A 24,178-nucleotide genomic window follows, 5' to 3' on the forward strand; every position below is an offset into this window, starting at 1 on the left:
ATCTAGCTCATGTGACGAAGGAGGCGGCGAGCGAGCCCAGCAGCAGATTCCAGCCGTCCGCGAGCACGAACAGCATCAGCTTGAAGGGCAGGGCCACCAGCACCGGTGACAGCATCATCATGCCCAGGCTCATCAGCACGCTGCTGACGATCATGTCGATGACGAGAAAGGGGATGAAGATCAGGAAGGCGATCTGGAAGGCGCTCTTGAGCTCGCTGGTGACGAAGGCCGGCACCAGCACCTTGAAGGGCACCGCTTCGGCCTTCATGCCGGCGTCCAACTTGGCCAGGCGGCTGAACAGCGCCATATCGGCCTGGCGCGTCTGCTTGAGCATGAAGCCGCGCATCGGCAGCTCGGCGCGCTTGAGCGCCTCGTCGAAGGCGATGCTGCCCACCGAGTAGGGCTGCCAGGCCTCGGCATAGACCTTGTCCAGGGTCGGGCTCATCACGAAGAAGGTGAGGAACAGCGACAGCCCCACGATCACCTGGTTGGGCGGCGCGGCCTGCGTGCCCAGGGCCTGGCGCAAGAGCGACAGCACGATGACGATGCGGGTAAAGCCCGTCATCATCAGGAGCACCGCCGGCAGAAAGCCCAGGGCGGTGAAGAACAAGAGGGTCTGGATCGGCACCGAATAGCTGCCACCCGCGCCCTGACCGACCAGCAGCGGCAGGCTGGCGGGTGCCGCGGATTGCTGCGCTAAAGCCGCTCCAGTCAGCGCCGATAAGACCGACAGGGTCAGGCCTTGCCTGAGCCAGCGCGATGGGCGCGCAAAAGCATCAGCGCGCATCGCCGGCTCCCATGCGACGGCGCAGCTGCTCGGCGAACGAAGTGCCGGTGGGCGCGGCCGTCTCGGGCTGCGGGGGCATCACATGCAGGGTGTTGATGGACTGCCCGCTCACACCCAGCACCAGCCAGCGCTTGTCCTCGCCCTGACCGACTTCGACGGTGACGATTCGCTGGTTCGGCGCCAGCGGCAGCACCGCGACGGTGCGCAGCTGGCCTTGGCTCAAGCCTGCGCCCATCGGCGTGCGCTTGAGCAGCCAGAGCGCCACCGGAATCATGGCCAGGATGGCCAGAAACCAGAGGAAGGGCAGGAATTGGTTGTTGTTCATGGCCCCCCGATTCTGCGAGTGCAGCGGCGCGCTGGGTCAAATGAAAAGAGGCCCTGCGGGCCTCTTCTTGCAGGCGCTCAAGCCTTGGAAAGGCGTCTCATGCGTTCCGAGGGGGTGACGATGTCGGTCAGGCGGATACCGAATTTGTCGTTCACCACCACCACCTCGCCCTGGGCGATCAGATAACCATTCACCAGCACGTCCATGGGCTCGCCGGCCAATGCGTCGAGCTCCACCACCGAGCCCTGGGCGAGTTGCAGGATGTTCTTGATCGGGATGCGCGTGCGCCCCAGTTCCACCGTCAGCTGGACCGGGATGTCCAGGATCATGTTGATGTCGCTGCCCGGCATATTGCCCGGCGTGGGCGAGAAATTGGTGAAGCTGGCGGGCGCCACCTGCTCGGGCGCAGCCTGCACCTCGTCGGCAACCTCGGGCTGCTTGGCCTCGGCAAGCGCGGCAGCCCATTCGGCCGCCATCGCGTCTTGTTCGTCTTGGCTCGGGCTATCAGGTGGCATTGCGCGCTCCCAGCCAACCGGTCTCCGGACCGGTCAGCATTTGTTCAATCTTGATGGCGTACTTGTTGTTGGAGGTGCCGTAGTGGCAGTCGAACACCGGTACCCCGTCGACCTTGGCCTTGATCATCTGCTCCAGGTCCAGCTCGATGAAGTCGCCCGGCTTGAAGGACAGCAGCTGCTCCACCGTGGCCGGGGCGGTGCCGAGCTCGGCCACCAGTTCGACCTCGGCCGACTGGATCTGGTGCTTGAGCAGGTTCACCCAGCGGCGGTCCGGCTCGGTGGAGTCGCCCTGCGTGGTCGAGTACAGCACGTCGCGGATCGGCTCCAGCGTGGAGTAGGGGATGCAGAAGTACACCGTGCCGCTGGTCTCGCCGATCTCCAGCGTGAAGGAGGTCGAGACCACGATCTCGCTGGGCGTGGCGATGTTGGCGAACTGCGGCTGCATCTCCGAGCGCTGGTATTCCAGCTCCAGCGGGTAGATGCCCTTCCAGGCCTTCTGGTACTCGGTGGTGATCACCTCCACCAGCCGCGTGATGACGCGCTGCTCGGTGGGGGAGAAGTCGCGGCCTTCGATGCGCGCGTGGAACTTGCCGATGCCGCCGAACAGCGAATCGATCACCGCGAACACCAGGGTGGGATCGCAGACGATCAGCCCCGAGCCGCGCAGCGGCTTGACCGAGACGATGTTGAAGTTGGTGGGCACCACGATCTCGCGCAGGAAGGCGCTGTACTTCTGCACCTTGATGCCGCCGATCGCGACTTCCGGGCTCTTGCGGATGAAGTTGAACAGGCCGATGCGGATGTTGCGGGCAAAACGCTCGTTGATGATCTCCATCGTGGGCATGCGCCCACGCACGATGCGTTCCTGGCTGGCCAGGTTGTAGTCGCGTATGCCGCCTTGCTGGACTTCCTCGGCTTCGAGCTTCTGGCTCTCACCGGTGATGCCCTGCAGCAGTGCATCAACTTCGTCTTGCGAGAGGATTTGCTGGTTCATGGTGCGTCAGCAGGTGGGTGCCGCCTCATTGAACGATGAAGGTCGAAAACAGGACCTGGCTCACCGGGCTTTCGACCTTGGCCTTCTTCTTTTTCTTGGGTTTCTTCTTGACGTCGGGCGCCTCTTCCTCATCGTCCGGGTCCAGCTCAATACCCATCGGGCGCACCGATTCGCGCATGATGTCCTTGGCCAGTTGCTCCTTGCCTTCGCGCGTGAGCAGCTCGGCCGAGGTCTTGTGCGCCAGCACCATCAGGATGTTGCTGCGGATGGCGGGCAGATAGGCCTTGATGGTGTCGGCGGTATGCGGATCGGGCACTTCCAGGCTGATGCCGATCTGGGCGAAGCGGTCCACGTCCTTGTCGGCCAGGTTCACCGTGAAGGGGTCCAGCGGGACATAGGTGGGTGGCGTGCCGGGCTTGGGCTTGGCATGGCTGCTGGTCTCGGCCGCGGGTTCGGCGTCGGCGCCTTCCTCGTCGCTGGCGTGCTGCTTCTTCTTCATCAGCAACAAGGCAGCGCCCCCGCCCAGCACCAGCACCAGCACGGCGGCGGCGATGATGATGACGAGCTTTTTCTTGCCGCCACCCGCGGGGGCGGCATCGGCTGCGGCGGGCGCTGTGGCCATGAGGACTCCTAAGACGGACGGATCCGGTCCGTCCCATTATCAAAAAAGACCATCCCAGGCATGCTGCGATAAGGCAGGCAAAGCGCTGGGACATTCGGCCCGCTGCGCATGGTGCGCTCAGGCGTAGGTATCGAGCACGCCGCGCGCTGCGCCAGCGCGGCGCGGTGCGGCGGGTATGGGCGCGTGGTCGCCCGCGCCGCCGTGCAGCGTGCCGCGCGCCTGCCTGGCCCCATCGGCCTGCTGTTGCTGGCGCGTGCCGGCGTCCTGCTGGAACACGCCACCACCGCTGAGCGTGAGGCCGTTCTCGCGCAGCGCCGCCGCCAGATCGGGCAGGCTGCGCTCCAGCACGGCGCGCGTTTCGGCCAGGTCACTGTGGAAGGAGATCTGGGCCTGCTGGCCATCCAGCACGATCTGCACCGCCACCGGCCCCATCTCGGCCGGGTTCAGCAGCAGCTGGGCGCTCTGTACGCCCTCGCGGGCGAGCAGGCTCAGCTGTGCCCCCATCTCGGGTGCGAAGCCGGGGCCATGCAGTTCGTGCCGGATCGGCAGCATGCGGGTGTCGGCGACCGCGCCGCCCGGGTCGGCCACAGTGCTGCCGTGGATCTGGGAAAGGGCCTGGTTCATGGCCTGCTGGAAGCCGGCTGTGGGCGGACCGCCCTCGGGGCCTGCCTGCCGGCTACGGGCGGATGGCGCGGCATCGAGTTCGGTGCGCGGTGGCGGGCTACTGCCGACGCTGGCCGCCGAGGCTGAGCTTCGCTCCGCTGACCCGGCGTCGGCGTCCATGTTGGCAGCGGACTGAGGCGGTTCGGTGTAGCGGGCGTGGCCGCGTTCGACGCGCCGCGCGTCGCCTGCCGCGACGCGATCGTCGACGCTGCGCACGTCGGCCTGAGCGGCTTGGCCGGGTTCGGCGTGGCGTGTCAGCGTCGGCGGCCGTTGGATGCGCCGCTCGTCGCCTGCAGCCATGCGATCGTCCGCGGTGGATAGGCCGGCTTCCTGGGCTTGGCCGGGTTCGGCATGGCGTGTCAGCGTCGGCGGCCGTTGGATGCGCCGCTCGTCGCCTGCAGCCATGCGATCGTCCGCGGTGGATACGCCGGCTTCCTGGGCTTGGCCGGGTTCGGCGTAGCGTGTTAGCGCGTCCAGCCGTGCAACTGGCGGCATAGGCGCGGTGCTGCTTTGCATGTCTGGGCTTGCGGTGACGACGCACGCATCGTGCTTGTCTTCATCGCCCGCGGCCTCGAGCGCGTCGTCGGCGCCGTCATCGCTGTCGTCGGTGCTCCGAGCGCCGGCGGGAAGCTGCAGCAGCTGCATGTCAGGGCCGGCGTTCGACGCGTCGCGCTGGTCCGCCTCGGCCGCCTTGGCCGCCGCACACGCCTGCCTGCCGGCCGTGGACCTGGCCACGGACTGGCTCTTGCCGTCGGCCGCCTCCGGCGCATCGGAGGCGCCGCGATTCGCCGCTGCGCCATCCGCCGATGCCTGCTGCGGCGTGCTGCCAGGCTTGGGGACCGTTGGTTTGGGCGCGCCGACGCTGGCCGCTGCCGCTGCCGCTGTGGGCGCGGATGTTGGGGTTGGCGCTGGGGTGGCCGCGGGCGCCGTAGTGGGCGCTGTGGCAGGGGCTTTGGCGGGTACTGTTGCGGATAGGGGCTCGCGGCTGCTCTTGTACAGCGAGGCAAAGCTGGCCGCCGGTTCCATGCCCGCGTTGCGCTGCTTGGCCGCATTGGCGTTCGGCATCAGCGGGCCGAGCGGCTGGCTCAGCGCGGTGGATTTGTTGGTGTGCATGGACTGCTCGCTTGCTGGTGGCGGCCGGCTTAGGCGCTCACGCGTGCGAACGCGCCAAAGCCGGCCAGGGCGGCGCGTGCCGCCTGTTCGTCGGTGGCTTTCTGTTCCTGGCGCAGCGCGACGCGCAGGCCTTCCTGGCGCCGGCGTTCGATCAGCTTGCGGATCGAGGCGACGCGCAGCTCGCAATCGGCCAGGCGCTTGCGCGCCAGTTCCTGGCGCTGTTCGGCGTAGCTGCTGACCTGGTCCTGCTGGTTGATCGCCTGGTCCAGGCGCAGGCCAAAGGTCTGGTAGCAGCCCAGGATGTCGACGGTGGTGCGCTGGGCAAAGGTCTGGGTCCAGCGCTGCTGGTAGTCGTTGCGGTATTGCGCCAGCTGGCCATGCTGGTTGCGCGCCTGCTCGGCCTGGTTCTGGGCGTCGCGCAGCAGGCGCAGCGCCTCATCGCGCTCGGATACGGCGCGGTCCAGCAGCAGGGTCAGGGCTTGAAGATTGCTCGTGCTCATAAGGTTCCCCCAGTTTCTGGTTTATCGGCCGGCGGGGGTCTTGAGATAAGGGCCGTTTCTGGCCCTGTTTACGCTTCGTTCACCACCGCACGCAGCTGCGTGATGCTTTGGTTCAGCGCGGCCGGGCTGTGCATGTCCTGCTGCAGCAGCTGCAGCATCTCGGGGTGCAGGCGCACCGCCAGGTCCAGCTCATGGTCGTGGCCGGGCACATAGGCACCCAGCTGGATCAGATCGCGCGCCTTGTTGTATTTGGCGAGCAACTGGCGGAAGCGCCGCGCTGCCTCAACATGGGACTTCTCGGCCACATTGGTCATCACACGCGAGATCGAGCGCTCGATGTCGATGGCGGGGTAATGGCCGGCCTCGGCGAGCTCGCGCGAGAGCACGATGTGGCCATCCAGGATGCCGCGCGCCGCGTCGGCGATCGGGTCCTGCTGGTCGTCGCCCTCCGACAGCACGGTGTAGAAGGCGGTGATCGAACCCTCGCCATGCAGGCCGTTGCCGCTGCGCTCCACCAGCTGCGGCAGCTTGGCGAAACAGGAGGGCGGATAGCCCTTGGTGGCGGGCGGCTCGCCGATCGCCAGCGCGATCTCGCGCTGTGCCATCGCGTAGCGCGTCAGCGAGTCCATCAGCAAGAGCACATGCAGACCCTGATCGCGGAAATGCTCGGCGATCGCGGTGGCGTAGGTGGCGCCCTGCATGCGCACCAGCGGCGGCGCATCGGCGGGCGCGGCCACCACCACCGAGCGGGCCAGGCCGTCCTCGCCGATGATGTCCTCGATGAATTCCTTGACCTCTCGGCCGCGCTCGCCGATCAGGCCCACCACGATCACGTCGGCCTGGGTGTAGCGCGCCATCATGCCCAGCAGCACCGACTTGCCCACGCCGGTGCCGGCGAACAGGCCCAGGCGCTGGCCGCGGCCCACCGTGAGCATGGCGTTGATCGAGCGCACGCCGGTGTCCAGCGGGGTGCGCACCGGGTCGCGGTCCATTGCGTTGATGGGGCGTCGCACCATCGGTTCGGGGCGCACGTTCTCCAGCGGCCCGCGCCGATCGAGCGGATGGCCATGCGAGTCGACCACCCGGCCCAGCAGGCCATCGCCCATGGGCAGGTGCAGACCGCGGTCCTCGTCGCGCCGCCAGGGGTGGCGCTCCTCGCCCAGCGCCGGCCCGTGCAGGGCGGCGGGGCGCGGCACCACCATGGCGCCGCTGGAGAGGCCCTGCACCTCGTCGGTGGGCATCAGATAGGCGCGGTCGCCCGAGAAGCCCACCACCTCGGCATTCACCGGGCGCTCGCCGCGGCGCGGACTGCTGCTCGAGCTGGGCATGTGGATCTGGCACACCGATCCCACCGGCACCTTCACGCCGGTGGCCTCCAGCACCAGGCCGGCCACTCGCACCAGCTTGCCCTGTGATTCCAGCGGCACCGGGGTGGCAGCAAAGGCCTGCAGGTCTTCCAGGTACTGGCCCCAGCGCTGGCCGCGTTCGGCGTTCATCACGCGTCACCCGCGTCTTGCGCGTCATCGGCACCGCGGCGGTCTTCCCACAGCGAGGCCTGGCCCAGCGCGGCCATCACCTGCTGCCAGCGCAGCGCCAGCGTGGCGTCGACGCTGCTGATGTCGGAGTCCACCTTCACGCCGCCGCGCGGCAGGCTGGGGTCGGGCAGCAGCTGCGCCTCGCGGGCGCGCAACTCTTCGCCAGCGCCCTCTAGCACCAGGGACAGGTCGGCCGGGTTGACGCGCACGCGCACATGGCGGGCCGAGACCAGCAAGGCCTCCACCGCGTCGTGCGCGACCTTGGCAATGTGTTCGGGGCGCTGCGCGATCTCGCTGCGCACCACCTGGCGCGCCAGCTCCATCGCGCAGCGCGTCATGGCCTGGGCCATCTCGTCCTCGAGGGCCCGGAAGTCCTCGTCAAAGCTCCTCACCAGGGCGCCGATCTGGGCGCTCATCTGTTGCGCGAAGCTGTGCTTGAAGGCGTCCAGGGCGGCCATGCCGTCGCGGTAGCCGTCCTGGTAGCCGGACTGGCGCGCCGCATGCACCAACTCGTCGGTGCTGGGCTCGGGCGGCGGTGGCGGGGGCGGCGGCTCGGCCGCAGCGGCCGGCGCGGCGGCGGCGCTGGGGCGCGGCGTGGCGCGGCGATCCACGCCCTCGAACTGCCCCGGCTTCCAGGCCGCGAAGTCCTGCAGCTCCTCGCGCGGGATGAAGCGCGCGTAGGCGCTGGTGCGCGGCACTGCCGTGCCGTCGGGGCGCGTCGGAGGGGGGACCTGCCTTGGTGGTTTGGTGACCATGATGATGGTGGATCAAAGGAACTGGTCGTCGCCGCCACCGGCCAGCACGATCTGACCCTCGTCCACCAGGCGCCGCACGATCTTGAGGATTTCCTTCTGCTCGCCTTCCACCTCGGACAGGCGCACCGGGCCGCGCGACTCGAGATCCTCGCGCAGGGTTTCGGCCGCGCGCGTGGACATATTGCGGAAGATCTTCTCGCGCAGCTCCGGCGAGGCGCCCTTGAGCGCCACCACCAGCGATTCCGACTGCACTTCCTTGAGGATGGCCTGAATGCCCTTGTCGTCGATCTTGTCCACGTCGTCGAAGGTGAACATGTTGTCCATGATCTTCTGCGCCAGGTCGGAGTCGGCCTCGCGGATGTAGTCCAGCGCCGAGGCCTCGACGCTGGAGCCCATCAGATTGATGATCTCGGCCGCGGTCTTCACGCCGCCCAGGCTGGACTTGCGCATGCGCTCGCCGCCGGCCAGCAACTGGCTCATCACCTCGTTGAGGTCCTTCAGCGCCATCGGCTGGATGCCGTCCAGCGTGGCGATGCGGATCAGCACCTCGTTGCGCTGGCGTTCGGTGAAGGTCTTGAGCACGCTGCTGGTCTGGTCATGATCCAGGTGCGCCAGGATCGCGGCGACGATTTGCGGGTGTTCGTTGCGCAGCAACTCGGCCACCGAGCCGGCGTCCATCCACTTCAGGCTCTCGATGCTGGAGACATCGCTGCCCTGCAGGATGCGGTCCAGCAGCAGGTTGGCCTTGTCCTCGCCCAGAGCCTTGCGCAGCACGGTGCGCACGTATTCGTCGGTGTCCTGCACCAGCATGCTCTGGGTCTCGGCCACGGCGTCGAACTTGGTCAGCACCTCCTCGACCCGGCTGCGCGGAATCACCTTGAGCTTGGCGATGGTCTCGCCGAGCTTCTGCACTTCCTTGGGGGCGAGCTGCTTGAAAACCTCGGAGGCCTCTTCCTCGCCGAGCGACATCAGCAGAATCGCCGCGTCTTCTACACCTTTGTCGTCCATGATGGTTCTCTAGCGGCAGTTGTTGAGGCTCAGGAGGTTTCGCCGTTGACCCAGTTGCGCACGATGCTGGCCACCGCGGTGGGGTTCTCGCGTGCCAGCAGGCGGGCGCGCTCCAGCTTTTCGTTTGACAGCGGGGCCTCCAGGGCCGGCAGGCCGCCGGGGCCCAGCAGCAACTGGTCGTCGGACACCTCGCTGAGCTGGCCGCCGGCCTCGGCCTTCTCGGCCTCGGGGGCGGGCGGCGGCGGGTAGGCGGCGCGCAGGGCCGGGCGCACCATGCCGAACACGGCGATCAGCGCCACCGCCACCAGGGCTGTCGGTACCAGGGCGCTGCGCAGCAGGTCCAGCAGCCAGGGCTGCTTCCACACCGGCACGTCGGCGACCTCATGCTTGTCGAGCATGAAGGGTGCGCTGATGAGCTTGAGCGAGTCGCCGCGCTCCTGGTTGAAACCCATGGTTTCCTTCACCAGGGCGGTGAGCTTGTCGAGTTCTTCCTGCGAGACGGGCACGGTCGTGACCTTGCCCTTGGGGTCAGTCGTGCTGCGGTGGTTCACCACCACGGCGGCATTCAGGCGCCGCACCGTGCCGGTGGCGTTGCGCGTCACGCGCACCGTCTTGTCGAGCTCGTAGTTGGTGACGGCCTCGCGGCGCGAACTCTGATTGCTGCCGCCGCCGCCCTGGGCGGTCTGCAGCGGCGCGGCCTGGCCATTCACCGGCGCGGTGGCGGGCACCGGCGGCTGGTTGGTGGCCGCGCCCGGCACGCCGGTGGCGGCGGGCGGGGTGCTGTTGATGGCCTCGTTGGTCTGCAGGCTGCGCACCGAGGCGCTGGCGTTGGCACCCTGGTTGGGCTTGAACTCCTCGGAGGTCGACTCGACCTGCGCGAAGTCCACGTCGGCGGTGACGGTGGCGCGCAGGTTGTCGCGACCCAGCACCGGCTCCAGCAGCTCGTAGATGCGCTTGTTGAGGTTGGCCTCGATCTGCTGCTTGTACTGCAGCTGCTGGCTGTCCAGGCCGCCGGCGCTCTCGCCCGGGTTGGAGATCAGCGCGCCGCTGTGGTCCAGCACGCTCACCGCCTTGGGATTGAGCTCGGGCACCGAGGCCGACACCAGGTGCACGATGCCGGCCACTTGGGCGCGGTCCAGGCTGCGGCCGCCGCGCAGCGTCAGCATCACCGAGGCGCTGGGCTTTTGCTGCTCGCGGAAGAAGCCGTTTTGCTGCGGCATCGCCAGGTGCACGCGCGCATCGGCCACGTCGGCCAGCGCGGTGATGGTGCGGGTCAGCTCGCCCTCCAGCGCACGCTGGAAGTTCAGGCGTTCGTTGAACTGGGTCTGGCCGATCGACTGCTTGTCCATCAGCTCGAAGCCCACCGTGCTGCCCTTGGGCAGGCCGGCCGATGCCAGCTTCATGCGGACGTCGTAGACCTGGCCCGCCGGCACCAGGATGATGCCGCCGGGCTCGTTGCGGTAGGGCACGTTCATGGTGGCGAGCTGCGCGATCACGGCGCCGCCATCCTTGTCGGAAAGGCCAGTGAAGACCGGGCGGAAGTCGCCCTGCGAGCCCCACATACTCATTGCCAGCACCACGCCGGCCAGCGCTGCCATGCCCAGGCCCAGGCCCAGCTTGCTGCGCGTGGGCAGGGCGGCCAGCCTGCTGCCCAGCCCAGCGGCAGCGCTGTTCGCGTCCGTCAGCGGGGTCAGGGGGGTGCTGATTGCGTTGTCCATGGGTCGCCGATGTGCAGAAATTCGCGGGCAGGCCGGAATGCCAACCGATGCGTCGAATTATTCGGAAACCCACCCTTAAGAAAGGCGCGAACAGGCCGACTTACCGAGCGCAGTTCCTCCCATCGTGGGCGCGCCCTGTGCGTAGCATTCAGCCTGTCCCTGCCGGTTCGGCCGCTGGAGCCTCAGGAGTAAGCGATGGATATGAAGCTGATGCCTTTTGATTTCTCGCAGGCCGTCGCGCGCGCCGGCCTGTCGACCAATGGGCAGCCGCTGGCCAAGGCGAAAGCCGCCGGCGGCGCGAGCTTCGGCGACGCCATGGCCCAGGCCATGAAGGGCGTGAGCCAGCAGCAGAACGAGGCCGTGCGCCTGCAGCGCGAGGTGCAGCTGGACAACCCCAGCGTCAGCCTTGAAGAGACCATGGTTGCGATGCAGAAGGCCCAGATCGGTTTCCAGGCCACGCTGGCGGTGCGCAACCGCCTGGTCTCGGCCTATTCCGAGATCATGAACATGCAGGTGTAGTGTTCAACAAGCGTCGCCGCGACACATGCTGGCGCGCCCCAGGCTGTTGACCTCGACACGCAGCTTCTGGTCCGAACCACCGCTGAACAACACCAGGCCGGGCGCCAGCGCGCGGCCCATGGTGTGCTCGAACTCGACGCCATCGGCGCGCTCCATGCGCACGCGCGGGAACTCGGCGCTGTCGGCGCGCGCCACATTGCAGCGCTGCCCGGCGCTGCTGGCAAACGCGCAGTCGCAAGGCTGGCCGCGGCTGATGCCCCAGCACCAATGCTCGCCGCTGCGGTAGCTGACGAAGGTGTTCTGGCCATGCCGCACGCTCTCCTCGCGCGCCATGCGCAGGTCCAGCACCAGGCTTTCGCCCGCCAGCTCCATTTGCTTGCGCACCAGGAAACGGCTGTAGCTGGGCACGGCGGCGGCCAGCAGGATTGCCAGCACAGCCATCACCACGGCCATTTCGACCAGCGTGAAGCCGCGCGGGGGCAAGGGCGGGCAGCGCGGCATGGGGATGGGGCGCTCAGCGCTTGGCCAGCAGCCGACGGCGCTTCTGGGTCTGGTCGATATAGACATGCAGGGCGCGCGCGGCCATCGGACTGAGCTCGACGAACTGGCAACCGATCTGGCTGCCTTGCGTGCCGGGCGCACCGATGTGCTGCAGGCGCAGCTGCACCTCGAAGCGGGTGTCGCGATCCAGCTCCACCACCACGCCGGCCAGCACCAGGCCAGCCTCGATCGGCGGCACATCGCGCGGCAGCAGCAGTGCCAGCCCACCGGCGCTAACGTCGAGCACACGCAGGCGCAGCTGCATGTCGGCAATCGCCGGGTGGCGCAGGCTGACCACCGGATACAGGCTGGTGGTCGGTTGCACCCGGTAGGCCTGGCGGCGCTGGAAACGGTAGATCACGCCCGGCAACTCGGCGCGCAGGCAGGCGCCGTGTTCGTCGCTCACTAGCACCAGGCCGTCGAGGTCGAACTGCAGGCGGATGTTGTCGAGATAGGCCAGCGCGGTGAGTTCGGCGCTGGCCAGCAGCGGCGCCAGCGCGTTGCGATCCATGCCAGCATCCAGGCTGAGCATGCTGCCCTCGATGTCCACACTCCAGAGCCTGGTCTGCAGCCCCGCCCCCTCGGGGGTGCTGAGCTGCAGGCGTGCGTTGTTGCGCAGCAGCTCCTCCAGCAAGGCGTGGATCTCGGGAGGGCTGTCCACGCGGAATTCACCCGCGTTGACGGCGCGCGACCTCAGCGTTCTCGGTGGGCGTGGCTCGGACAAGTTGCAGTGCCTGGTGGACCCTGGATGTTTCAGTGTACGGTCTTGGACTGACCCTTCAGCACATGGTCGAGGTCGTCCAGCCAGGGTTCGGCCAGGTGGCGGATCTCCGCATCGTTGAGCAGGATGCGCTGCATGATGCGGGTCTTGAGCTTGGCCTCCTCGGGCTGCAGGGCGCTGTGCGAGGCGGCATGCTTGAGCTGGGAGATCAGCAGCACGCAAGCGCCTTCGAGCTTGACGACTTCATCCCAGTTGCCGGTGCGGGCGGCCGAGAGCATGTCCGCACTGGCTTGCTCGATGGCTTCGTAGTAGCTGAGAAGTTGGGTATTCATCGCGACATCCGCTTCTATGCGTGGGTTCATGGGGTGCTGTTTGACTGTGCTGCGCTTCAGGCGCCGGCCTTGTCGCCGATCGCGTTCCAGGCTTCGCGCACCGGTTGCAGCAGCTTCTGCGCTTCTTCGATCGCGGCCATGTCGCCATGCAGATTGGCATGGGTGAGGCGCATGCAGATATAGGCGTAGAGATCGCGCAGGTCGATGGCCAGGTTGCCGGCATCGAGGTTGAGCGCCGCCTTCAGGCCTTCGTCAAGGATGCGCACCGCGCGGCTCAGCGAACGGTTCTTCAATTCGGTATTGCCGGTTTGGATCGCGCCGCGGGCCTGGGCCATGGCGTCGAAGGCGCCGTCGAACAGCATGCTGACGAGGCGGTGCGGGCTGGCGCTGAAGACATCGGTCTCCACGCCTACCCGGCTGTACATCGTGCTGGCCCGTTGCGTGCGCGATGCGAAGGGAGATGCGTTTGCGTACATGATTCAGACATCCAGGTGGGCCGTGTTGAATCAGTTTTCGGCGCCCGACGCAGGAACTTGAGCCACCCTTGCGGGGGAGGAACGCAGCTTGGGCGGCACAAAAACAAAACCGCCCCAAGGGGCGGTTTGGCGGCGGGGCGTCGCGGCACTCAGAGCCTGGCGAGCTGCTGGGTGACGTAGTTGCCCAGGCTGTTGAGCTTGCTCATGCTCTGGTCCAGCGCCGTGTACTGGGCGCGCAGGCGCTTTTCGGTCAGGCTGACGCGGTCTTCCAGCGCGCTCTGGCGCTTGCTGTTGTCGTTGATGCTGGCCTGGATGCCGGCCTGGCGGGCGGTGATGCGGCCGTCCACCCCCAGCACATCGTCGGCAAAGCGCCGCAGCCGCTGCGACAGGCCGTCGTTGCTCGGGTCGCCGGCGTCGAGCCCCTTGAACAGCTGCTTCAGGCCGTCGAGGTTGTTGGCGGCCTTGTCGAGCTTGCTGCCGTCCACCTTGAGGCTGCCGTCCGTGCTCAGGGTTACGCCGATGTCGGTGAGGCGCGTGAGGCTGCCGCCCAGGGTGGTCGAGCCCGAGATGATGCCGCGCAGCTGCGACTGCAGACCCAGCAGGGTGTTGTCGCCCTGCAGGGTGCCGGCGGTCTTGTTGGTGGCGTCGTACTTGGTCTGCTCGCGGATGTACTGGGCCACGCCGTTGTAGGCGCTAACGAAGTCGTTGATGACCTTCTTGACGCTGTCCTTGTCCTGCGTGACGGTGACGTTGACGTCGGCGCTGGTGGTCTTCAGCAGCGTGATGTTGATGCCGTCGATGGCTTCCTTGAGCGTGTTGCTCTGCGACTCGACCTCGATGCCGTTGAGCGTGGCCTTGGCGTTCTGCGCCTTCAGCTTCTCGGTCATCGAGCTGATGCCCGCCGAGGGGTCGTAGGCGAGGGCGGCCAGGCCGGCGTCGCCGTTGACGCTGACGCGGAAGGCTTTCTCGGCGCCGCTGTCGGCGGCGCGCATCACCAGGCGCGAGCCATTCGTGTCGCTCACCACCGAGGCCACCACGCCGGCCTTGGCGGCGTTGATCTTGTCGCGGATCTGGTTGAGCTGGTCCTCGCCCGCGCCGATCGGGATGTCGATGGCGGTCTTGTCGGGCTTGGCGGTGAAGGCGGTCTCGTCGGCGTTCCAGCTGCCCAGCTCAATCGTGATGGTGCCGGTGCCCACCGAGGTAGTGCCCGAGGCATAGGCGGTGCTGCTGACCAGGGTCTGCGAGCTGGCCAGCTGTGACACCGCCACCGCAAAGCTGCCGGGCTGGGTGCCGCTGCCGGCGCTGGCGGTGACCGAGGCCGCATCGCTGGAGCTGGTCAGGTTGGCCGCCCAGGTATCGACGTTGTTGAGCTTGGAGGCCGCGTCACGCAAGGTGGCCATATTGCTTTGCAGCTTGCCGTAGGCGGAGAGCTGGGTCTTCAGCCCGTCCGCCGACTTCTGCAACTGGGTGATGGGCGTGCGTTCGTTGGCGACCAGCTTGGTGATGAGCGATTCAACATCGAGGCCGCTGCCGATGCCGGCTGAGGTGATGGCAGTCATGTCGGGCTCCTCGTCCGAGAGGGTCTATCAGGTGCTCTTCGGCAGCTTCAGCAAAAACTGAAGGCGACCAAGGCAAACATACCCGGGTCGCCTGCTGTGTCCGGCCTTGCCGCTGGCCGCGTCAACCGCCGCGCAGCAGCTGCAGAACCTGCTGCGGCAGCTGGTTGGCCTGGGCCACCATGGCATTGCCGGCCTGCTGCAGGATCTGCGAGCGGCTCATATTGGAGGTTTCCTGCGCGAAGTCGGCATCCATGATGCGGCTGCGCGCGGCCATCTGGTTTTCGTGCGCCACCTGCAGATTGGCGATCACGGCGTCGAAGCGATTCTGCGAGGCGCCCAGCGTGGCGCGCTCCTCATTGATCTTGTTGAGCGCCGCATCGATGTTCGACACCACGGTGGCGATGGCGGCGGCGTCGGCGGTGTTGTTGATCAGGGCTCGGCCGGTACCGCTGATGTCCGTGCCGGCGACGGTCGTCACGAGCACTTCCTGGGTCAGATCGGGTGTGGTGACGACGATTTCGTCGTTGGCCGTGGTGTTGGCGCCGACCTGGAAGGTCTGCGCACCGGCGCCCGAGCCGAGCACGAACTTGCCGTTGAAGCTGGTGCCGCCCAGCACGCGCTGGATTTCCTTGGCCAGCTCGCCGAATTCCTTGTCCAGGGAATCCTTGTCGCCGTTCGAGTTGGTGGCATTGCGGGCCTGGATCGCCAGCTCGCGCATGCGCTGCAGCGCGTCGGTCACCTTGCCGAGCGCACCTTCCGAGGTCTGCGCCAGCGAGATGCCGTCGTTGGCGTTGCGTATCGCCACCGTCATGCCGCGAGCCTGCGAATTCATGCGTTCGGCGATCGCCAGGCCGGCGGCATCGTCCTTGGCCGAATTGACGCGCAAACCCGACGACAGTCTTTGCATCGACGTGCCCAGCGCAGACTGAGACATGTTCAGATTGCGCTGCGCGTTCAGCGATGCAATATTGGTATTGATGGTCTGGGGCATTTGAGCACTCCTACAGATATCCGGCGCCCGGAAGTCGCCTTCCGAAAGGTCTCCGGTGGTTCCGGATCTCGGGCCAGAAATGCAAGCCCGATGGATTGGATTCTGCGAGTGAGCGCGCGCCGCGAAAGCTCAATTAGGAGGCGAAACAACGGCCAATAGAAAAGCTCCGCCACCGCAGACGCGGTGAGCGGAGCCGAGGGCCGGAGGGATTTTGTTCAACCGCCTCGCAGCAGCGTCAGCACCTGCTGCGGCAGCTGGTTGGATTGCGCCACCATCGCGTTGCCGGCCTGCTGCAGGATCTGCGCGCGGCTCAGGTTGGCGGTCTCGGAGGCGAAGTCGGCGTCCATGATGCGGCTGCGTGCGGCGCTCTGGTTCTCCACCGCCACCAACAGATTGGAGATCACGGCGTCGAAGCGGTTCTGCGAGGCGCCGAGGGTGGCGCGCTCGGTGCTGACGTTCTTGATCGCGGTGTCGATGTTGTTGATGATGGTGGCCAGCGCGGCGGTGTCGGAGCCGTTGTTCAGCGTGGCGCCGGTCACCGCGGTGATGTCGGCTTCGGCCGTCATGTCCTTGGTGATCACGTCCACCGAGTCGTTGGCGGTCGTGTTGGCGCCGATCTGGAAGGTCTGGGTGCCCGAATCGGCAGCCAGGATGGCCTTGCCGTTGAAGGTGGTGCCGGCGATCACGCGGGTGATCTCGGTGGCCAGCTGGGCGAATTCCTTGCCCAGCGAATCCTTGTCGTCACCGGTGTTGGTGGCATTGCGCGCCTGTACCGAGAGTTCACGCATGCGCTGCAGCGCGTCGCCCACCTTGGAGAGCGCGCCTTCAGCGGTCTGCGCCAGCGAGATGCCGTCGTTGGCGTTGCGGATCGCCACGTTCATGCCGCGCACTTGCGTGTTCATGCGCTCGGCAATCGCCAGGCCGGCCGCGTCGTCCTTGGCCGAATTGACACGCAGGCCCGAGGACAGGCGCTGCATCGATGTACCCAGCGACGATTGCGACGCAGACAGATTGCGTTGGGCGTTCAGCGACTGGATATTGGTATTGATGATCGAGGGCATGATTCAATCCTTTCGGTGTCAAAGACTTCCGGTCTTTACGGTTCGATAACCAGGCCGATTGCGAGGCGGCCTTGCCAGCAACACCACCGCACCATTGCCGTGTGTTGCACCGTCCGCGTCCTGTCCCGATGCCGCCTTCACGAGGTGTTGGCGCTCAGGGCCGGCTGACCGGACCACGGTCCTCTCACTTGCTTGGACTCGTTGAAGCAGTTATCGACGACACCTGGATTGACTTGAATCCTTTTTGACTAGAAGACGCCACCCGGTGGGCTCTTGCGAGCCGCCGGGCGGCGTTTCAAGGGGCTTGTGCTGGGGGTTTTAAGCTATCCGCTTGTTGGGTGATAGCCGCGGGGGTACTCAAGGCCAGCGGGGCTGGCCAGCTTTCATCGAAGAAGCGTGAGGACTTGCTGCGGCAACTGGTTGGCCTGCGCAATCATCGCGTTACCCGCCTGTTGCAGGATCTGCGAGCGGCTCAGGTTGGCCGTTTCCACCGCGAAGTCGGCGTCCAGGATGCGGCTGCGCGCCGCGCTCTGGTTCTCCACCGAAATCTGCAGATTGGAGATCACCGCATCGAAGCGATTCTGCGAGGCGCCCAGGGCGGAGCGTTCCACGCTGACGTTCTTGATGGCCTTGTCGATGTTGTCGATGATGGTCGCGATGGCCGCGGCGTCCGAGCCGTTGTTCAGCGTGGCGCCGGTCACCGCGGTGATGTCGGCCTCGGCCGTCATGTCCTTGGTGACCACGTCCACCACGTCGTTGGCGGTCGTGTTGGCGCCGATCTGGAAGGTCTGCGTGCCCGATGCGCCGGCCAGGATGGCGCGGCCGTTGAAGGTGGTGCCGCCCAGCACGCGGGTGATTTCCGCGGCCAGCTGCGAGAACTCCTTGCCCAGCGAGTCCTTGTCGTCACCGGTATTGGTGGCGTTGCGGGCCTGCACCGACAGCTCACGCATGCGCTGCAGGCTGTCGCTCACCTTGGAGAGCGCGCCTTCAGCGGTCTGCGACAGCGAGATGCCGTCGTTGGCATTGCGCTGCGCCACGTTCATGCCGCGCACCTGGGAGGTCATGCGCTCGGCAATCGCCATGCCGGCGGCGTCGTCCTTGGCGGAGTTGACGCGCAGGCCCGAAGACAGGCGTTGCATGGCCGTGGCCAGCGAGTTCTGGGTGGCGGAGGTGTTGCGCTGTGCCGTGATGGACAGCAAATTGGTATTGATAACAGCGGGCATGATGCGCTCCTATTCAGCTTTAAGAAAAGACTCCCGGCATAGCGCCGACGTGACTCGGATGCCCGGGTGTGGCACCCGTGCTTGCGGCCCTTGCGGCCTTGCGGCTCTGGGGGACGTACCGCCCGGCGCTAGTCAACCGTTGTGCCCTGCACCCCCCAGGGGGAGCTCAACTTGCGGCCTTCTAACCGGACCACGAATCTGTTTTTGCAGACCCGTTGGAATGGCTATCGGACAGCGCAAGTAGGAACTTAAGCGCTGTTTGTCAATAGGCTCGATCGGTTGATAAGCGCGGCACTTGGGGGCTTGTTGTTTGGATCGGTTTGCGCGGGGCGCAGGGCCGTTCGTTTCACAAGCGCCGGTGGCGCTGGGCTATGGCTTCGGCTGAGTCTTGGGGCGTCCTTGTCCTGGTCTTGATGCTGAATCGGAGCGGGTGCCGGGCCGGGGGCCCGATGCCGCGCTCTGTATGGGTTTTCGTCCGGCGCAGCGCCGCACATGGTTGGAGATGCGGCATCGCAGCGGCGCTTTTCTGGCGAATGGGCGCGTGCGGCAACCCTAAAGTCTGCGCAACTGGAGTCGATACGCGAGCACGCGTGTTGGTGATCCAGGCCAAGCGTCGCATTGGGCGGCGTCCCAATTGATGACCATGGAGTTGCATATGCAAGCAAGCAATCTGCGATCACAAGCGATGGCCGCGCAAGCGGTGCATGCCGCGGAGTTCGATGAGGGCGCCGAGCGCTCCGCCCAGGCCTTGAGGCTGCTGACGCAGGCCCGCAATGCGGCCTTTGCCGAGGCCGCGCAGGGGCGGGTGGGGCTGGGCCTGAGCATGCTCAGCCAGGCCCTGGAGCATGAACCCCTGAGCCACGACCTGCTCAGCGATATGGCGGCCCTGCTGCTGAGCGCGGGCGAACTGGCGCATGCCGCGACCCATGCCTACCGCGCCTTGGAGCTCACGCCCGAGCATGGCCCCAGCCTCTACACCCTGGGCTTTGCGATGTCCGGCCTGGGCGAGTACGCGGCTGCCAAGGAAGCGCTGCAGTCACTCATGCAGGGGCCTGCGCTGGCCAGCCTGATGCATGAAGCGCCCGATCTGCTGCCCCTGGTGCAGATCGAGCTGCAGCGCCTGCAGGACATGGGGTGTAGCGACGAGGCCCCGGCGGCCTGACAGACGCGCTCTGGGCGCGCTGCTCTGGCGCGCAGCGCCGGCCCGGCCCTCGTGATGAGGGCCTTGTAGGTGTTTGCCTGACAGGCACCCTGGAAGAAGCGGGACTTCAGGCACCGAATTGGGCTGATGTCGTGAACTTGTTGGCGTCCACACAATCCGTTTCACCTTGAAACGAGAGCTGTGACGATCAGCGCAACAGGAGCCCGACATGAACGCCGACCAAATCCTCACCGAGATCCGCGAAGCCAATCTGTCCTACCTGATGCTGGCGCAAAGCCTGATCCGGGCCGACCGCGAGCAGGCGCTGTTTCGCCTCGGCATTTCGGAGGAGACCGCCGCGCTGCTGAACACGCTCAGCCCGGCGCAAATCATGAAGATCGCCAGCGGCAACACCCTGCTGTGCCGCTTCCGCATGGACGACGACCTGGTCTGGGGCCTGCTCACCAGTCATGGCAAGCCCGCCGCGAACGACAGCGTGTCGCGCCTGCATGCATCCATCTTGATGGCCGGCCGCCATCAAGAAGCGGCCTGAATTTCCATAACAAGATAAGCCGGAGCAGCCACCATGCGAGTCAAGAGCATCCTCACCGAAGCCCGCCAGATCGAGCGCGCCGTCACCCTGATCAACCTGGGCGCACGCCTGCAGGTGCTGGAGTCGGAGACTGATCTCTCGTACGAGCGCCTGCTGCGGCTGTACAAGGAAGTCTCGGGCAAGAGCCCCAGCAAGGGCCAGCTGCCGTTCTCGACCGACTGGTTCATGACCTGGCAGCCCAATATCCACGCCTCGCTGTTCCTGAACATGCACGAGTACCTGAACAAGGTGGCGGAGATGGACGAGATCGATACCGTCATCAAGGCCTACCAGCTGTATCTGGAGCAGACCCAGGCGCAGGGCCTGGAGGCGCTGCTGTCGGTGACGCGTGCCTGGCGCCTGGTGAAGTTCGTGGACAACGGCATGCTGACCATGACCAAGTGTGGCAAATGCGGCGGTCATTTCGTCACGCATCCGCACGAGATCGCGCGCCACTATGTGTGCGGCCTGTGCAACCCGCCCGCCCGCGCCGGCAAGGGCCGCGCCCAGGGCGCCATACAGATGCATTGAAAGGCAAACGCTCGGTTCAGAAAAGCCCGGCGTGTCCGGGCTTTTTTGCGTCCCTTGCAGGGTGTGTAGGAATTTGCCTGACAGGCGAATGGGAAGAAGCGGGACTCAATGCACCGAACTGGCCTGATGTTGTGAACTTGTTCGCGTCTTCACAATCCGTATCACCTTGATACCCCAAACGCTGATGCGAACGGAGACAGACATGCAAGCCGAACAAATCCTCACCGAGATCCGTGAAGCCAATCTGTCGTACCTGATGTTGGCACAGACCCTGATCCGCCAAGACCGCGAACAAGCCCTGTTCCGCCTCGGTATCTCGGAGGACACCGCCGCCTTGCTCAACACCCTGAGCCCGGCCCAGATGATGAAGATCGCCGCCGGCAACACCTTGCTGTGCCGCTTCCGCATGGACGACGACCTGGTCTGGGGCCTGCTCACCAGCCACAGCAAGCCGGCGGCCAACGACAGCGTGTCGCGCCTGCATGCATCCATCTTGATGGCCGGCCGCCATCAAGAAGCGGCCTGAATTTCCATAACAAGACAAGCCGGAGCAGCCACCATGCGAGTCAAGAGCATCCTCACCGAGGCACGTCAGATCGAGCGCGCCGTCACCCTGATCAACCTGGGCGCGCGCCTGCAGGTGCTGGAGTCGGAGACGGATCTCTCGTACGAGCGCCTGCTGCGGCTGTACAAGGAAGTCTCGGGCAAGAGCCCCAGCAAGGGCCAGCTGCCGTTCTCGACCGACTGGTTCATGACCTGGCAGCCCAATATCCACGCCTCGCTGTTCCTGAACATGCACGAGTACCTGAACAAGGTGGCGGAGATGGACGAGATCGATACCGTCATCAAGGCCTACCAGCTGTATCTGGAGCAGACCCAGGCGCAGGGCCTGGAGGCGCTGCTGTCGGTGACGCGTGCCTGGCGCCTGGTGAAGTTCGTGGACAACGGCATGCTGACCATGACCAAGTGTGGCAAATGCGGCGGTCATTTCGTCACGCATCCGCACGAGATCGCGCGCCACTATGTGTGCGGCCTGTGCAACCCGCCCGCCCGCGCCGGCAAGGGCCGCGCCCAGGGCGCCATACAGATGCATTGAGCCGGCCAAACGTGGCGGCCCTGATGCCCATGTCCAAGGCCGTCGGCCTGGCTCCGCGCCTGGCGGGGCTGCTGCGCTGGCCGCTGCCGGCGCTGCTCAGCTGGGCCGCTTGCTGGGGCCTGTATCTGCTGCTGCGCCCCGGGCAGGCTGCCGTGGCCATGGTGGGTGCGGTGCTGCTGGGCCTGGCGCTGGCCTTGCCGCATGGCCCGCGCTGGCGCCGCCTGATGGTGGCCGGCGGCTTTCCGCTTTCGCTGCTGCTCAGCAGCCCCGGCCTTAGTCTGCCCGGCTGGGGCTGGCTGGCGGCGCTGGCGCTGCTGGTGCTGGCCTATCCGCGCCGGGCCTGGTCGGACGCGCCGCTGTTCCCGACCCCGCATGCCGCCCTGCAGGATCTTCCCGCGCACATCACGCTGGGCGCCGACGCCCTGGTGCTGGATGCCGGCTGCGGCATCGGCGATGGCCTGCGCGCCCTGCGCCGCGCCTATCCCGCTGCGCGCGTCCATGGCGTGGAATGGAGCCGGCCCTGGGCCTGGCTGGCGGCGCTGCGATGCCCTTGGGCCAAGGTGCGGCGCGGCGATATGTGGGCCGAGGACTGGAGCGGCTATGCGCTGGTCTATCTGTTCCAGCGCCCGGAGTCGATGCCGCGCGCCTGGGCCAAGGCCTGCCAAGAAATGCACGCCGGCGCCAGCCTGGTGAGTCTGGACTTTGCAATCCCCGGCGTCGCACCATATGCTCAACTGCAAGCCGGCAGCGCGCGCCAGCTCTGGGTCTACCAACTGCCCGCGCGGCCTTCTTGATCAACTTCTTGCTTGTCTCCTCCTAGCACAGCCTCTGTGCTTTGCGGCGGTTCTCCTTGTTGGGACCCGCCGCTTTCTTTTGTGGGGCGATTGCCCCGGTGTTGACCGCATTGACCCGCAGCGCCATGCGGCACACTCAAGCGCAGGGATTTTGGGCCGATAAGGCAGAGAATCGACCATCCGCGCGGCTGCAGCTGCTGCCGCGGCGGCCGGGTAACCCATAGGCCATCACTCATGTTCGTCATCATCGGCTGGGCCATCGCCATGGCCTGCATCTTCGGCGTGTTCATTGCGCACGGCGGCAATATCGGCGTGGTGCTGCACGCCTTGCCCTTCGAGATGACCACCATCTTCGGTGCAGCCATCGGCGCGATGCTGGCCACCAACCCGATGAAGACCATGAAGGCCACGGCCAAGGGCCTGGGCGATTGCTTCAAGGGCAGCAAATACACCAAGGCGCGCTATATGGAGCTGCTGGCCTTGCTCTACGACATTCTGCAGAAGGCCCGCAAGGAGGGCCTGATGTCGATCGAAAAGGACGTCGAGGATCCGCACAGTTCGCCGCTGTTCCAGAAGTACCCGGCGGTGGGCAATGACCACCATGTGGCCGAGTTCATCACCGACTATCTGCGCATGATGGTGTCGGGCAATCTGAACGCGCATGAGATCGAGTCCTTGATGGACAGCGAGATCGAGACCCACCATCACGAGGCCCATGCTGCGGTGCAGGCGCTGCAACGGCTCGCCGGCGGCCTGCCGGCCTTCGGCATCGTGGCCGCGGTGCTGGGCGTGGTGAACACCATGGGCTCGGTGGGTCAACCGCCCGCGGTGCTGGGCGGCATGATCGGCTCGGCCCTGGTGGGAACCTTTCTGGGTATTCTGCTGGCCTATGCCTTTGCCGAACCGCTTGCCGGCCTGTTGGAGGCCAAGGTGGACGAGGGCGGCAAGGAGCTGCAATGCATCAAGACCACCCTGCTTGCCTCCATGCAGGGTTATGCACCCCAGGTTGCCATCGAGTTTGGCCGCAAGGTGCTGTATTCCACCGAGCGGCCCACCTTCGCCGAGCTCGAAGGTCACGTGAAAAAGAAGTAAGTCATGGCCGGCGACGCCAAGAAGCTCCAACCCATCATCATCAAGCGCGTCAAGAAGGGCGGCCATGCCGCCCATGGCGGCGCCTGGAAGATCGCCTATGCGGACTTCGTGACCGCCATGATGGCCTTCTTCCTGCTGATGTGGCTGCTGGGCTCCACCACCGAGGGCGACAAGAAGGGCATTGCCGACTACTTCGCGTCGCCGCTGAAGGTGTCGATGGCGGGCGGCTCGGGCTCGGGCGACGCCTCGCATGTGGTGAAGGGCGGCGGCCTGGACCTGACCCGCCAGGGCGGCCAGGTCAAGTCCGGCGACATCGAGACACGCCGCCACACCGTCAATCTGCGCGCTCTCAAGGAAGAGCAGCGCCGTGCCGAGCGCAGCCGCCTTGAGCAGCTCAAGGACAAGGTCAAGGAAGTGCTGGCCAACACCCCCAAGTTGGCGGCACTGGGCGGGCAGATCCGCCTGGACATGACCAAGGAAGGCTTGCGCATCCAGATCGTGGACGAGAACAACCGCCCCATGTTCGACAGCGGCAGCGCGGTGGTGAAACCCTATATGCGCGAGTTGCTGCGCGAACTCGGCAATGTGCTCACCGAGGTGCCGAATCGCCTCACCATCGAGGGGCACACCGACGCCGTACCGTTCCCCGAGGGCCATCGCGGTTACAGCAACTGGGAGCTTTCGGCCGACCGTGCCAACGCCTCGCGTCGCGAGCTGGTGGCTGGCGGCCTGTCGGACGCTCGCATGCTGCGGGTGCAAGGCCTGGCCTCGAGCAAGCTGCTGGAGCCCAAGAACCCCGAGGGCGCGCTGAATCGGCGCATCTCCATCATCGTGATGAACCGGGATGCCGAGGATGCCGTGCTGAAAAACGTGACGGATGACGAGGATGAGGGCGCGGATGCACCACAAGCCGCCGCATCCGCTAATAATGGCTCAAGTTCTCCAGCCACGAACCGATAAGACCCTCTAGCCCCA

28 protein-coding genes are annotated in these 24,178 nt (G+C 66.3%); 9 read left to right on the top strand and 19 right to left on the bottom strand.

Features of this window, described 5'->3' with window-relative positions; all coding sequences use genetic code 11:
* Positions 1-7: 7 nt before the first annotated feature.
* The 11 genes from fliP to fliF all read right to left on the bottom strand — a co-directional run bounded on the left by fliP (position 8) and on the right by fliF (position 10,535).
* Positions 8-787, bottom strand: a complete 780-nt coding sequence (fliP, locus tag WG898_RS04940; RefSeq protein ID WP_339601655.1) for a flagellar type III secretion system pore protein FliP — start codon at positions 785-787, stop codon at positions 8-10.
* Positions 777-1,112, bottom strand: coding sequence for a FliO/MopB family protein (locus tag WG898_RS04945; RefSeq protein ID WP_339601656.1), 336 nt, complete (start codon positions 1,110-1,112; stop codon positions 777-779). The genes fliP and WG898_RS04945 overlap by 11 nt, the downstream gene beginning before the upstream one ends.
* Before the next feature lie 77 nt (positions 1,113-1,189).
* Complete coding sequence (gene fliN / locus WG898_RS04950; RefSeq protein ID WP_339601657.1) at positions 1,190-1,627, bottom strand: flagellar motor switch protein FliN; 438 nt, start codon at positions 1,625-1,627, stop codon at positions 1,190-1,192.
* Positions 1,617-2,621, bottom strand: a complete 1,005-nt coding sequence (gene fliM / locus WG898_RS04955; protein WP_285231359.1) for a flagellar motor switch protein FliM — start codon at positions 2,619-2,621, stop codon at positions 1,617-1,619. Before fliM ends, fliN begins: the two co-directional genes overlap by 11 nt.
* Positions 2,622-2,646: 25 nt before the next feature.
* The gene (locus tag WG898_RS04960; protein ID WP_339601658.1) at positions 2,647-3,243 is read right to left on the bottom strand and encodes a flagellar basal body-associated FliL family protein; all 597 of its coding nucleotides are present in this window, start codon (positions 3,241-3,243) and stop codon (positions 2,647-2,649) included.
* A 117-nt stretch (positions 3,244-3,360) separates the two neighbouring features.
* On the bottom strand, positions 3,361-5,019 hold the full coding sequence (locus WG898_RS04965) for a flagellar hook-length control protein FliK (protein ID WP_339601659.1): 1,659 nt from the start codon (positions 5,017-5,019) through the stop codon (positions 3,361-3,363).
* Between the two features lie 29 nt (positions 5,020-5,048).
* Positions 5,049-5,519, bottom strand: coding sequence for a flagellar export protein FliJ (gene fliJ / locus WG898_RS04970; RefSeq protein ID WP_339601660.1), 471 nt, complete (start codon positions 5,517-5,519; stop codon positions 5,049-5,051).
* Between the two features lie 68 nt (positions 5,520-5,587).
* Positions 5,588-7,015, bottom strand: a complete 1,428-nt coding sequence (gene fliI, locus WG898_RS04975) for a flagellar protein export ATPase FliI (protein WP_339601661.1) — start codon at positions 7,013-7,015, stop codon at positions 5,588-5,590.
* A complete protein-coding gene (locus WG898_RS04980; protein ID WP_339601662.1) occupies positions 7,015-7,809 on the bottom strand; it encodes a FliH/SctL family protein in 795 nt (264 codons plus the stop codon). Before WG898_RS04980 ends, fliI begins: the two co-directional genes overlap by 1 nt.
* Before the next feature lie 12 nt (positions 7,810-7,821).
* Entirely contained in the window at positions 7,822-8,817 is a 996-nt protein-coding gene (gene fliG / locus WG898_RS04985; RefSeq protein WP_339601663.1) for a flagellar motor switch protein FliG, read from the bottom strand.
* Between the two features lie 29 nt (positions 8,818-8,846).
* Positions 8,847-10,535, bottom strand: coding sequence for a flagellar basal-body MS-ring/collar protein FliF (fliF, locus tag WG898_RS04990; protein ID WP_339601664.1), 1,689 nt, complete (start codon positions 10,533-10,535; stop codon positions 8,847-8,849).
* 195 nt (positions 10,536-10,730) lie between these two features.
* Here fliF and fliE point away from each other — a divergent pair, with 195 nt between their 5' ends.
* A complete protein-coding gene (fliE, locus tag WG898_RS04995; protein WP_339601665.1) occupies positions 10,731-11,054 on the top strand; it encodes a flagellar hook-basal body complex protein FliE in 324 nt (107 codons plus the stop codon).
* Between the two features lie 3 nt (positions 11,055-11,057).
* On the opposite strand, the gene WG898_RS05000 is transcribed toward fliE, so the two are convergent.
* The 8 genes from WG898_RS05000 to WG898_RS05035 form a co-directional block, all read right to left on the bottom strand.
* Positions 11,058-11,555: a GspH/FimT family pseudopilin gene (locus WG898_RS05000; RefSeq protein ID WP_339601666.1), complete on the bottom strand. Its 498-nt coding sequence runs from the start codon at positions 11,553-11,555 to the stop codon at positions 11,058-11,060.
* 13 nt (positions 11,556-11,568) lie between these two features.
* Positions 11,569-12,255 carry a flagellar brake protein gene (locus WG898_RS05005; protein ID WP_339601667.1) on the bottom strand — a complete coding sequence of 229 codons (687 nt, stop codon included), beginning with the start codon at positions 12,253-12,255 and terminating at the stop codon, positions 11,569-11,571.
* A 92-nt stretch (positions 12,256-12,347) separates the two neighbouring features.
* Positions 12,348-12,647 carry a flagellar protein FliT gene (locus WG898_RS05010; protein WP_285231370.1) on the bottom strand — a complete coding sequence of 100 codons (300 nt, stop codon included), beginning with the start codon at positions 12,645-12,647 and terminating at the stop codon, positions 12,348-12,350.
* A gap of 56 nt (positions 12,648-12,703) precedes the next feature.
* Positions 12,704-13,123, bottom strand: a complete 420-nt coding sequence (gene fliS, locus WG898_RS05015) for a flagellar export chaperone FliS (RefSeq protein WP_339601668.1) — start codon at positions 13,121-13,123, stop codon at positions 12,704-12,706.
* 149 nt (positions 13,124-13,272) lie between these two features.
* On the bottom strand, positions 13,273-14,682 hold the full coding sequence (gene fliD, locus WG898_RS05020; protein ID WP_339601669.1) for a flagellar filament capping protein FliD: 1,410 nt from the start codon (positions 14,680-14,682) through the stop codon (positions 13,273-13,275).
* 121 nt (positions 14,683-14,803) lie between these two features.
* Entirely contained in the window at positions 14,804-15,673 is an 870-nt protein-coding gene (locus WG898_RS05025) for a flagellin N-terminal helical domain-containing protein (protein ID WP_339601670.1), read from the bottom strand.
* Positions 15,674-15,888: 215 nt separating this feature from the next.
* Positions 15,889-16,734, bottom strand: coding sequence for a flagellin N-terminal helical domain-containing protein (locus tag WG898_RS05030; protein WP_339601671.1), 846 nt, complete (start codon positions 16,732-16,734; stop codon positions 15,889-15,891).
* 383 nt (positions 16,735-17,117) lie between these two features.
* On the bottom strand, positions 17,118-17,957 hold the full coding sequence (locus tag WG898_RS05035; protein WP_339601672.1) for a flagellin N-terminal helical domain-containing protein: 840 nt from the start codon (positions 17,955-17,957) through the stop codon (positions 17,118-17,120).
* Between the two features lie 655 nt (positions 17,958-18,612).
* Between WG898_RS05035 and WG898_RS05040 the strand changes: the two genes are divergently transcribed.
* From WG898_RS05040 to motB, 8 genes are all read left to right on the top strand, one after another.
* Positions 18,613-19,119: a hypothetical protein gene (locus WG898_RS05040; protein ID WP_339601673.1), complete on the top strand. Its 507-nt coding sequence runs from the start codon at positions 18,613-18,615 to the stop codon at positions 19,117-19,119.
* Between the two features lie 208 nt (positions 19,120-19,327).
* A complete protein-coding gene (flhD, locus tag WG898_RS05045) occupies positions 19,328-19,651 on the top strand; it encodes a flagellar transcriptional regulator FlhD (protein WP_339601674.1) in 324 nt (107 codons plus the stop codon).
* 33 nt (positions 19,652-19,684) lie between these two features.
* Entirely contained in the window at positions 19,685-20,221 is a 537-nt protein-coding gene (flhC, locus tag WG898_RS05050) for a flagellar transcriptional regulator FlhC (RefSeq protein WP_285231378.1), read from the top strand.
* Positions 20,222-20,423: 202 nt separating this feature from the next.
* On the top strand, positions 20,424-20,747 hold the full coding sequence (gene flhD, locus WG898_RS05055; protein WP_339601675.1) for a flagellar transcriptional regulator FlhD: 324 nt from the start codon (positions 20,424-20,426) through the stop codon (positions 20,745-20,747).
* A gap of 33 nt (positions 20,748-20,780) precedes the next feature.
* Positions 20,781-21,317, top strand: a complete 537-nt coding sequence (gene flhC / locus WG898_RS05060; protein WP_285231378.1) for a flagellar transcriptional regulator FlhC — start codon at positions 20,781-20,783, stop codon at positions 21,315-21,317.
* Positions 21,318-21,346: 29 nt separating this feature from the next.
* Entirely contained in the window at positions 21,347-22,111 is a 765-nt protein-coding gene (locus WG898_RS05065) for a class I SAM-dependent methyltransferase (protein WP_339601676.1), read from the top strand.
* Between the two features lie 234 nt (positions 22,112-22,345).
* The gene (gene motA / locus WG898_RS05070) at positions 22,346-23,203 is read left to right on the top strand and encodes a flagellar motor stator protein MotA (protein ID WP_339601677.1); all 858 of its coding nucleotides are present in this window, start codon (positions 22,346-22,348) and stop codon (positions 23,201-23,203) included.
* Positions 23,204-23,206: 3 nt separating this feature from the next.
* A complete protein-coding gene (gene motB, locus WG898_RS05075; RefSeq protein ID WP_339601678.1) occupies positions 23,207-24,163 on the top strand; it encodes a flagellar motor protein MotB in 957 nt (318 codons plus the stop codon).
* The last annotated feature ends 15 nt before the right edge of the window (positions 24,164-24,178 follow it).

The sequence above is a fragment of the Paucibacter soli genome (assembly GCF_037482845.1).
Lineage (GTDB): Bacteria > Pseudomonadota > Gammaproteobacteria > Burkholderiales > Burkholderiaceae_C > Paucibacter_B > Paucibacter_B soli.

Coding starts and splice junctions, on each gene's coding strand:
- fliP (WP_339601655.1), bottom strand. CDS start 787: ATGCGCGCTGATGCTTTTGCGCGCCCATCGCGCTGGCTCAGGCAAGGC.
- WG898_RS04945 (WP_339601656.1), bottom strand. CDS start 1,112: ATGAACAACAACCAATTCCTGCCCTTCCTCTGGTTTCTGGCCATCCTG.
- fliN (WP_339601657.1), bottom strand. CDS start 1,627: ATGCCACCTGATAGCCCGAGCCAAGACGAACAAGACGCGATGGCGGCC.
- fliM (WP_285231359.1), bottom strand. CDS start 2,621: ATGAACCAGCAAATCCTCTCGCAAGACGAAGTTGATGCACTGCTGCAG.
- WG898_RS04960 (WP_339601658.1), bottom strand. CDS start 3,243: ATGGCCACAGCGCCCGCCGCAGCCGATGCCGCCCCCGCGGGTGGCGGC.
- WG898_RS04965 (WP_339601659.1), bottom strand. CDS start 5,019: ATGCACACCAACAAATCCACCGCGCTGAGCCAGCCGCTCGGCCCGCTG.
- fliJ (WP_339601660.1), bottom strand. CDS start 5,519: ATGAGCACGAGCAATCTTCAAGCCCTGACCCTGCTGCTGGACCGCGCC.
- fliI (WP_339601661.1), bottom strand. CDS start 7,015: ATGAACGCCGAACGCGGCCAGCGCTGGGGCCAGTACCTGGAAGACCTG.
- WG898_RS04980 (WP_339601662.1), bottom strand. CDS start 7,809: ATGGTCACCAAACCACCAAGGCAGGTCCCCCCTCCGACGCGCCCCGAC.
- fliG (WP_339601663.1), bottom strand. CDS start 8,817: ATGGACGACAAAGGTGTAGAAGACGCGGCGATTCTGCTGATGTCGCTC.
- fliF (WP_339601664.1), bottom strand. CDS start 10,535: ATGGACAACGCAATCAGCACCCCCCTGACCCCGCTGACGGACGCGAAC.
- fliE (WP_339601665.1), top strand. CDS start 10,731: ATGGATATGAAGCTGATGCCTTTTGATTTCTCGCAGGCCGTCGCGCGC.
- WG898_RS05000 (WP_339601666.1), bottom strand. CDS start 11,555: ATGCCGCGCTGCCCGCCCTTGCCCCCGCGCGGCTTCACGCTGGTCGAA.
- WG898_RS05010 (WP_285231370.1), bottom strand. CDS start 12,647: ATGAATACCCAACTTCTCAGCTACTACGAAGCCATCGAGCAAGCCAGT.
- fliS (WP_339601668.1), bottom strand. CDS start 13,123: ATGTACGCAAACGCATCTCCCTTCGCATCGCGCACGCAACGGGCCAGC.
- fliD (WP_339601669.1), bottom strand. CDS start 14,682: ATGACTGCCATCACCTCAGCCGGCATCGGCAGCGGCCTCGATGTTGAA.
- WG898_RS05025 (WP_339601670.1), bottom strand. CDS start 15,673: ATGCCCCAGACCATCAATACCAATATTGCATCGCTGAACGCGCAGCGC.
- WG898_RS05030 (WP_339601671.1), bottom strand. CDS start 16,734: ATGCCCTCGATCATCAATACCAATATCCAGTCGCTGAACGCCCAACGC.
- WG898_RS05035 (WP_339601672.1), bottom strand. CDS start 17,957: ATGCCCGCTGTTATCAATACCAATTTGCTGTCCATCACGGCACAGCGC.
- WG898_RS05040 (WP_339601673.1), top strand. CDS start 18,613: ATGCAAGCAAGCAATCTGCGATCACAAGCGATGGCCGCGCAAGCGGTG.
- flhD (WP_339601674.1), top strand. CDS start 19,328: ATGAACGCCGACCAAATCCTCACCGAGATCCGCGAAGCCAATCTGTCC.
- flhC (WP_285231378.1), top strand. CDS start 19,685: ATGCGAGTCAAGAGCATCCTCACCGAAGCCCGCCAGATCGAGCGCGCC.
- flhD (WP_339601675.1), top strand. CDS start 20,424: ATGCAAGCCGAACAAATCCTCACCGAGATCCGTGAAGCCAATCTGTCG.
- flhC (WP_285231378.1), top strand. CDS start 20,781: ATGCGAGTCAAGAGCATCCTCACCGAGGCACGTCAGATCGAGCGCGCC.
- WG898_RS05065 (WP_339601676.1), top strand. CDS start 21,347: ATGTCCAAGGCCGTCGGCCTGGCTCCGCGCCTGGCGGGGCTGCTGCGC.
- motA (WP_339601677.1), top strand. CDS start 22,346: ATGTTCGTCATCATCGGCTGGGCCATCGCCATGGCCTGCATCTTCGGC.
- motB (WP_339601678.1), top strand. CDS start 23,207: ATGGCCGGCGACGCCAAGAAGCTCCAACCCATCATCATCAAGCGCGTC.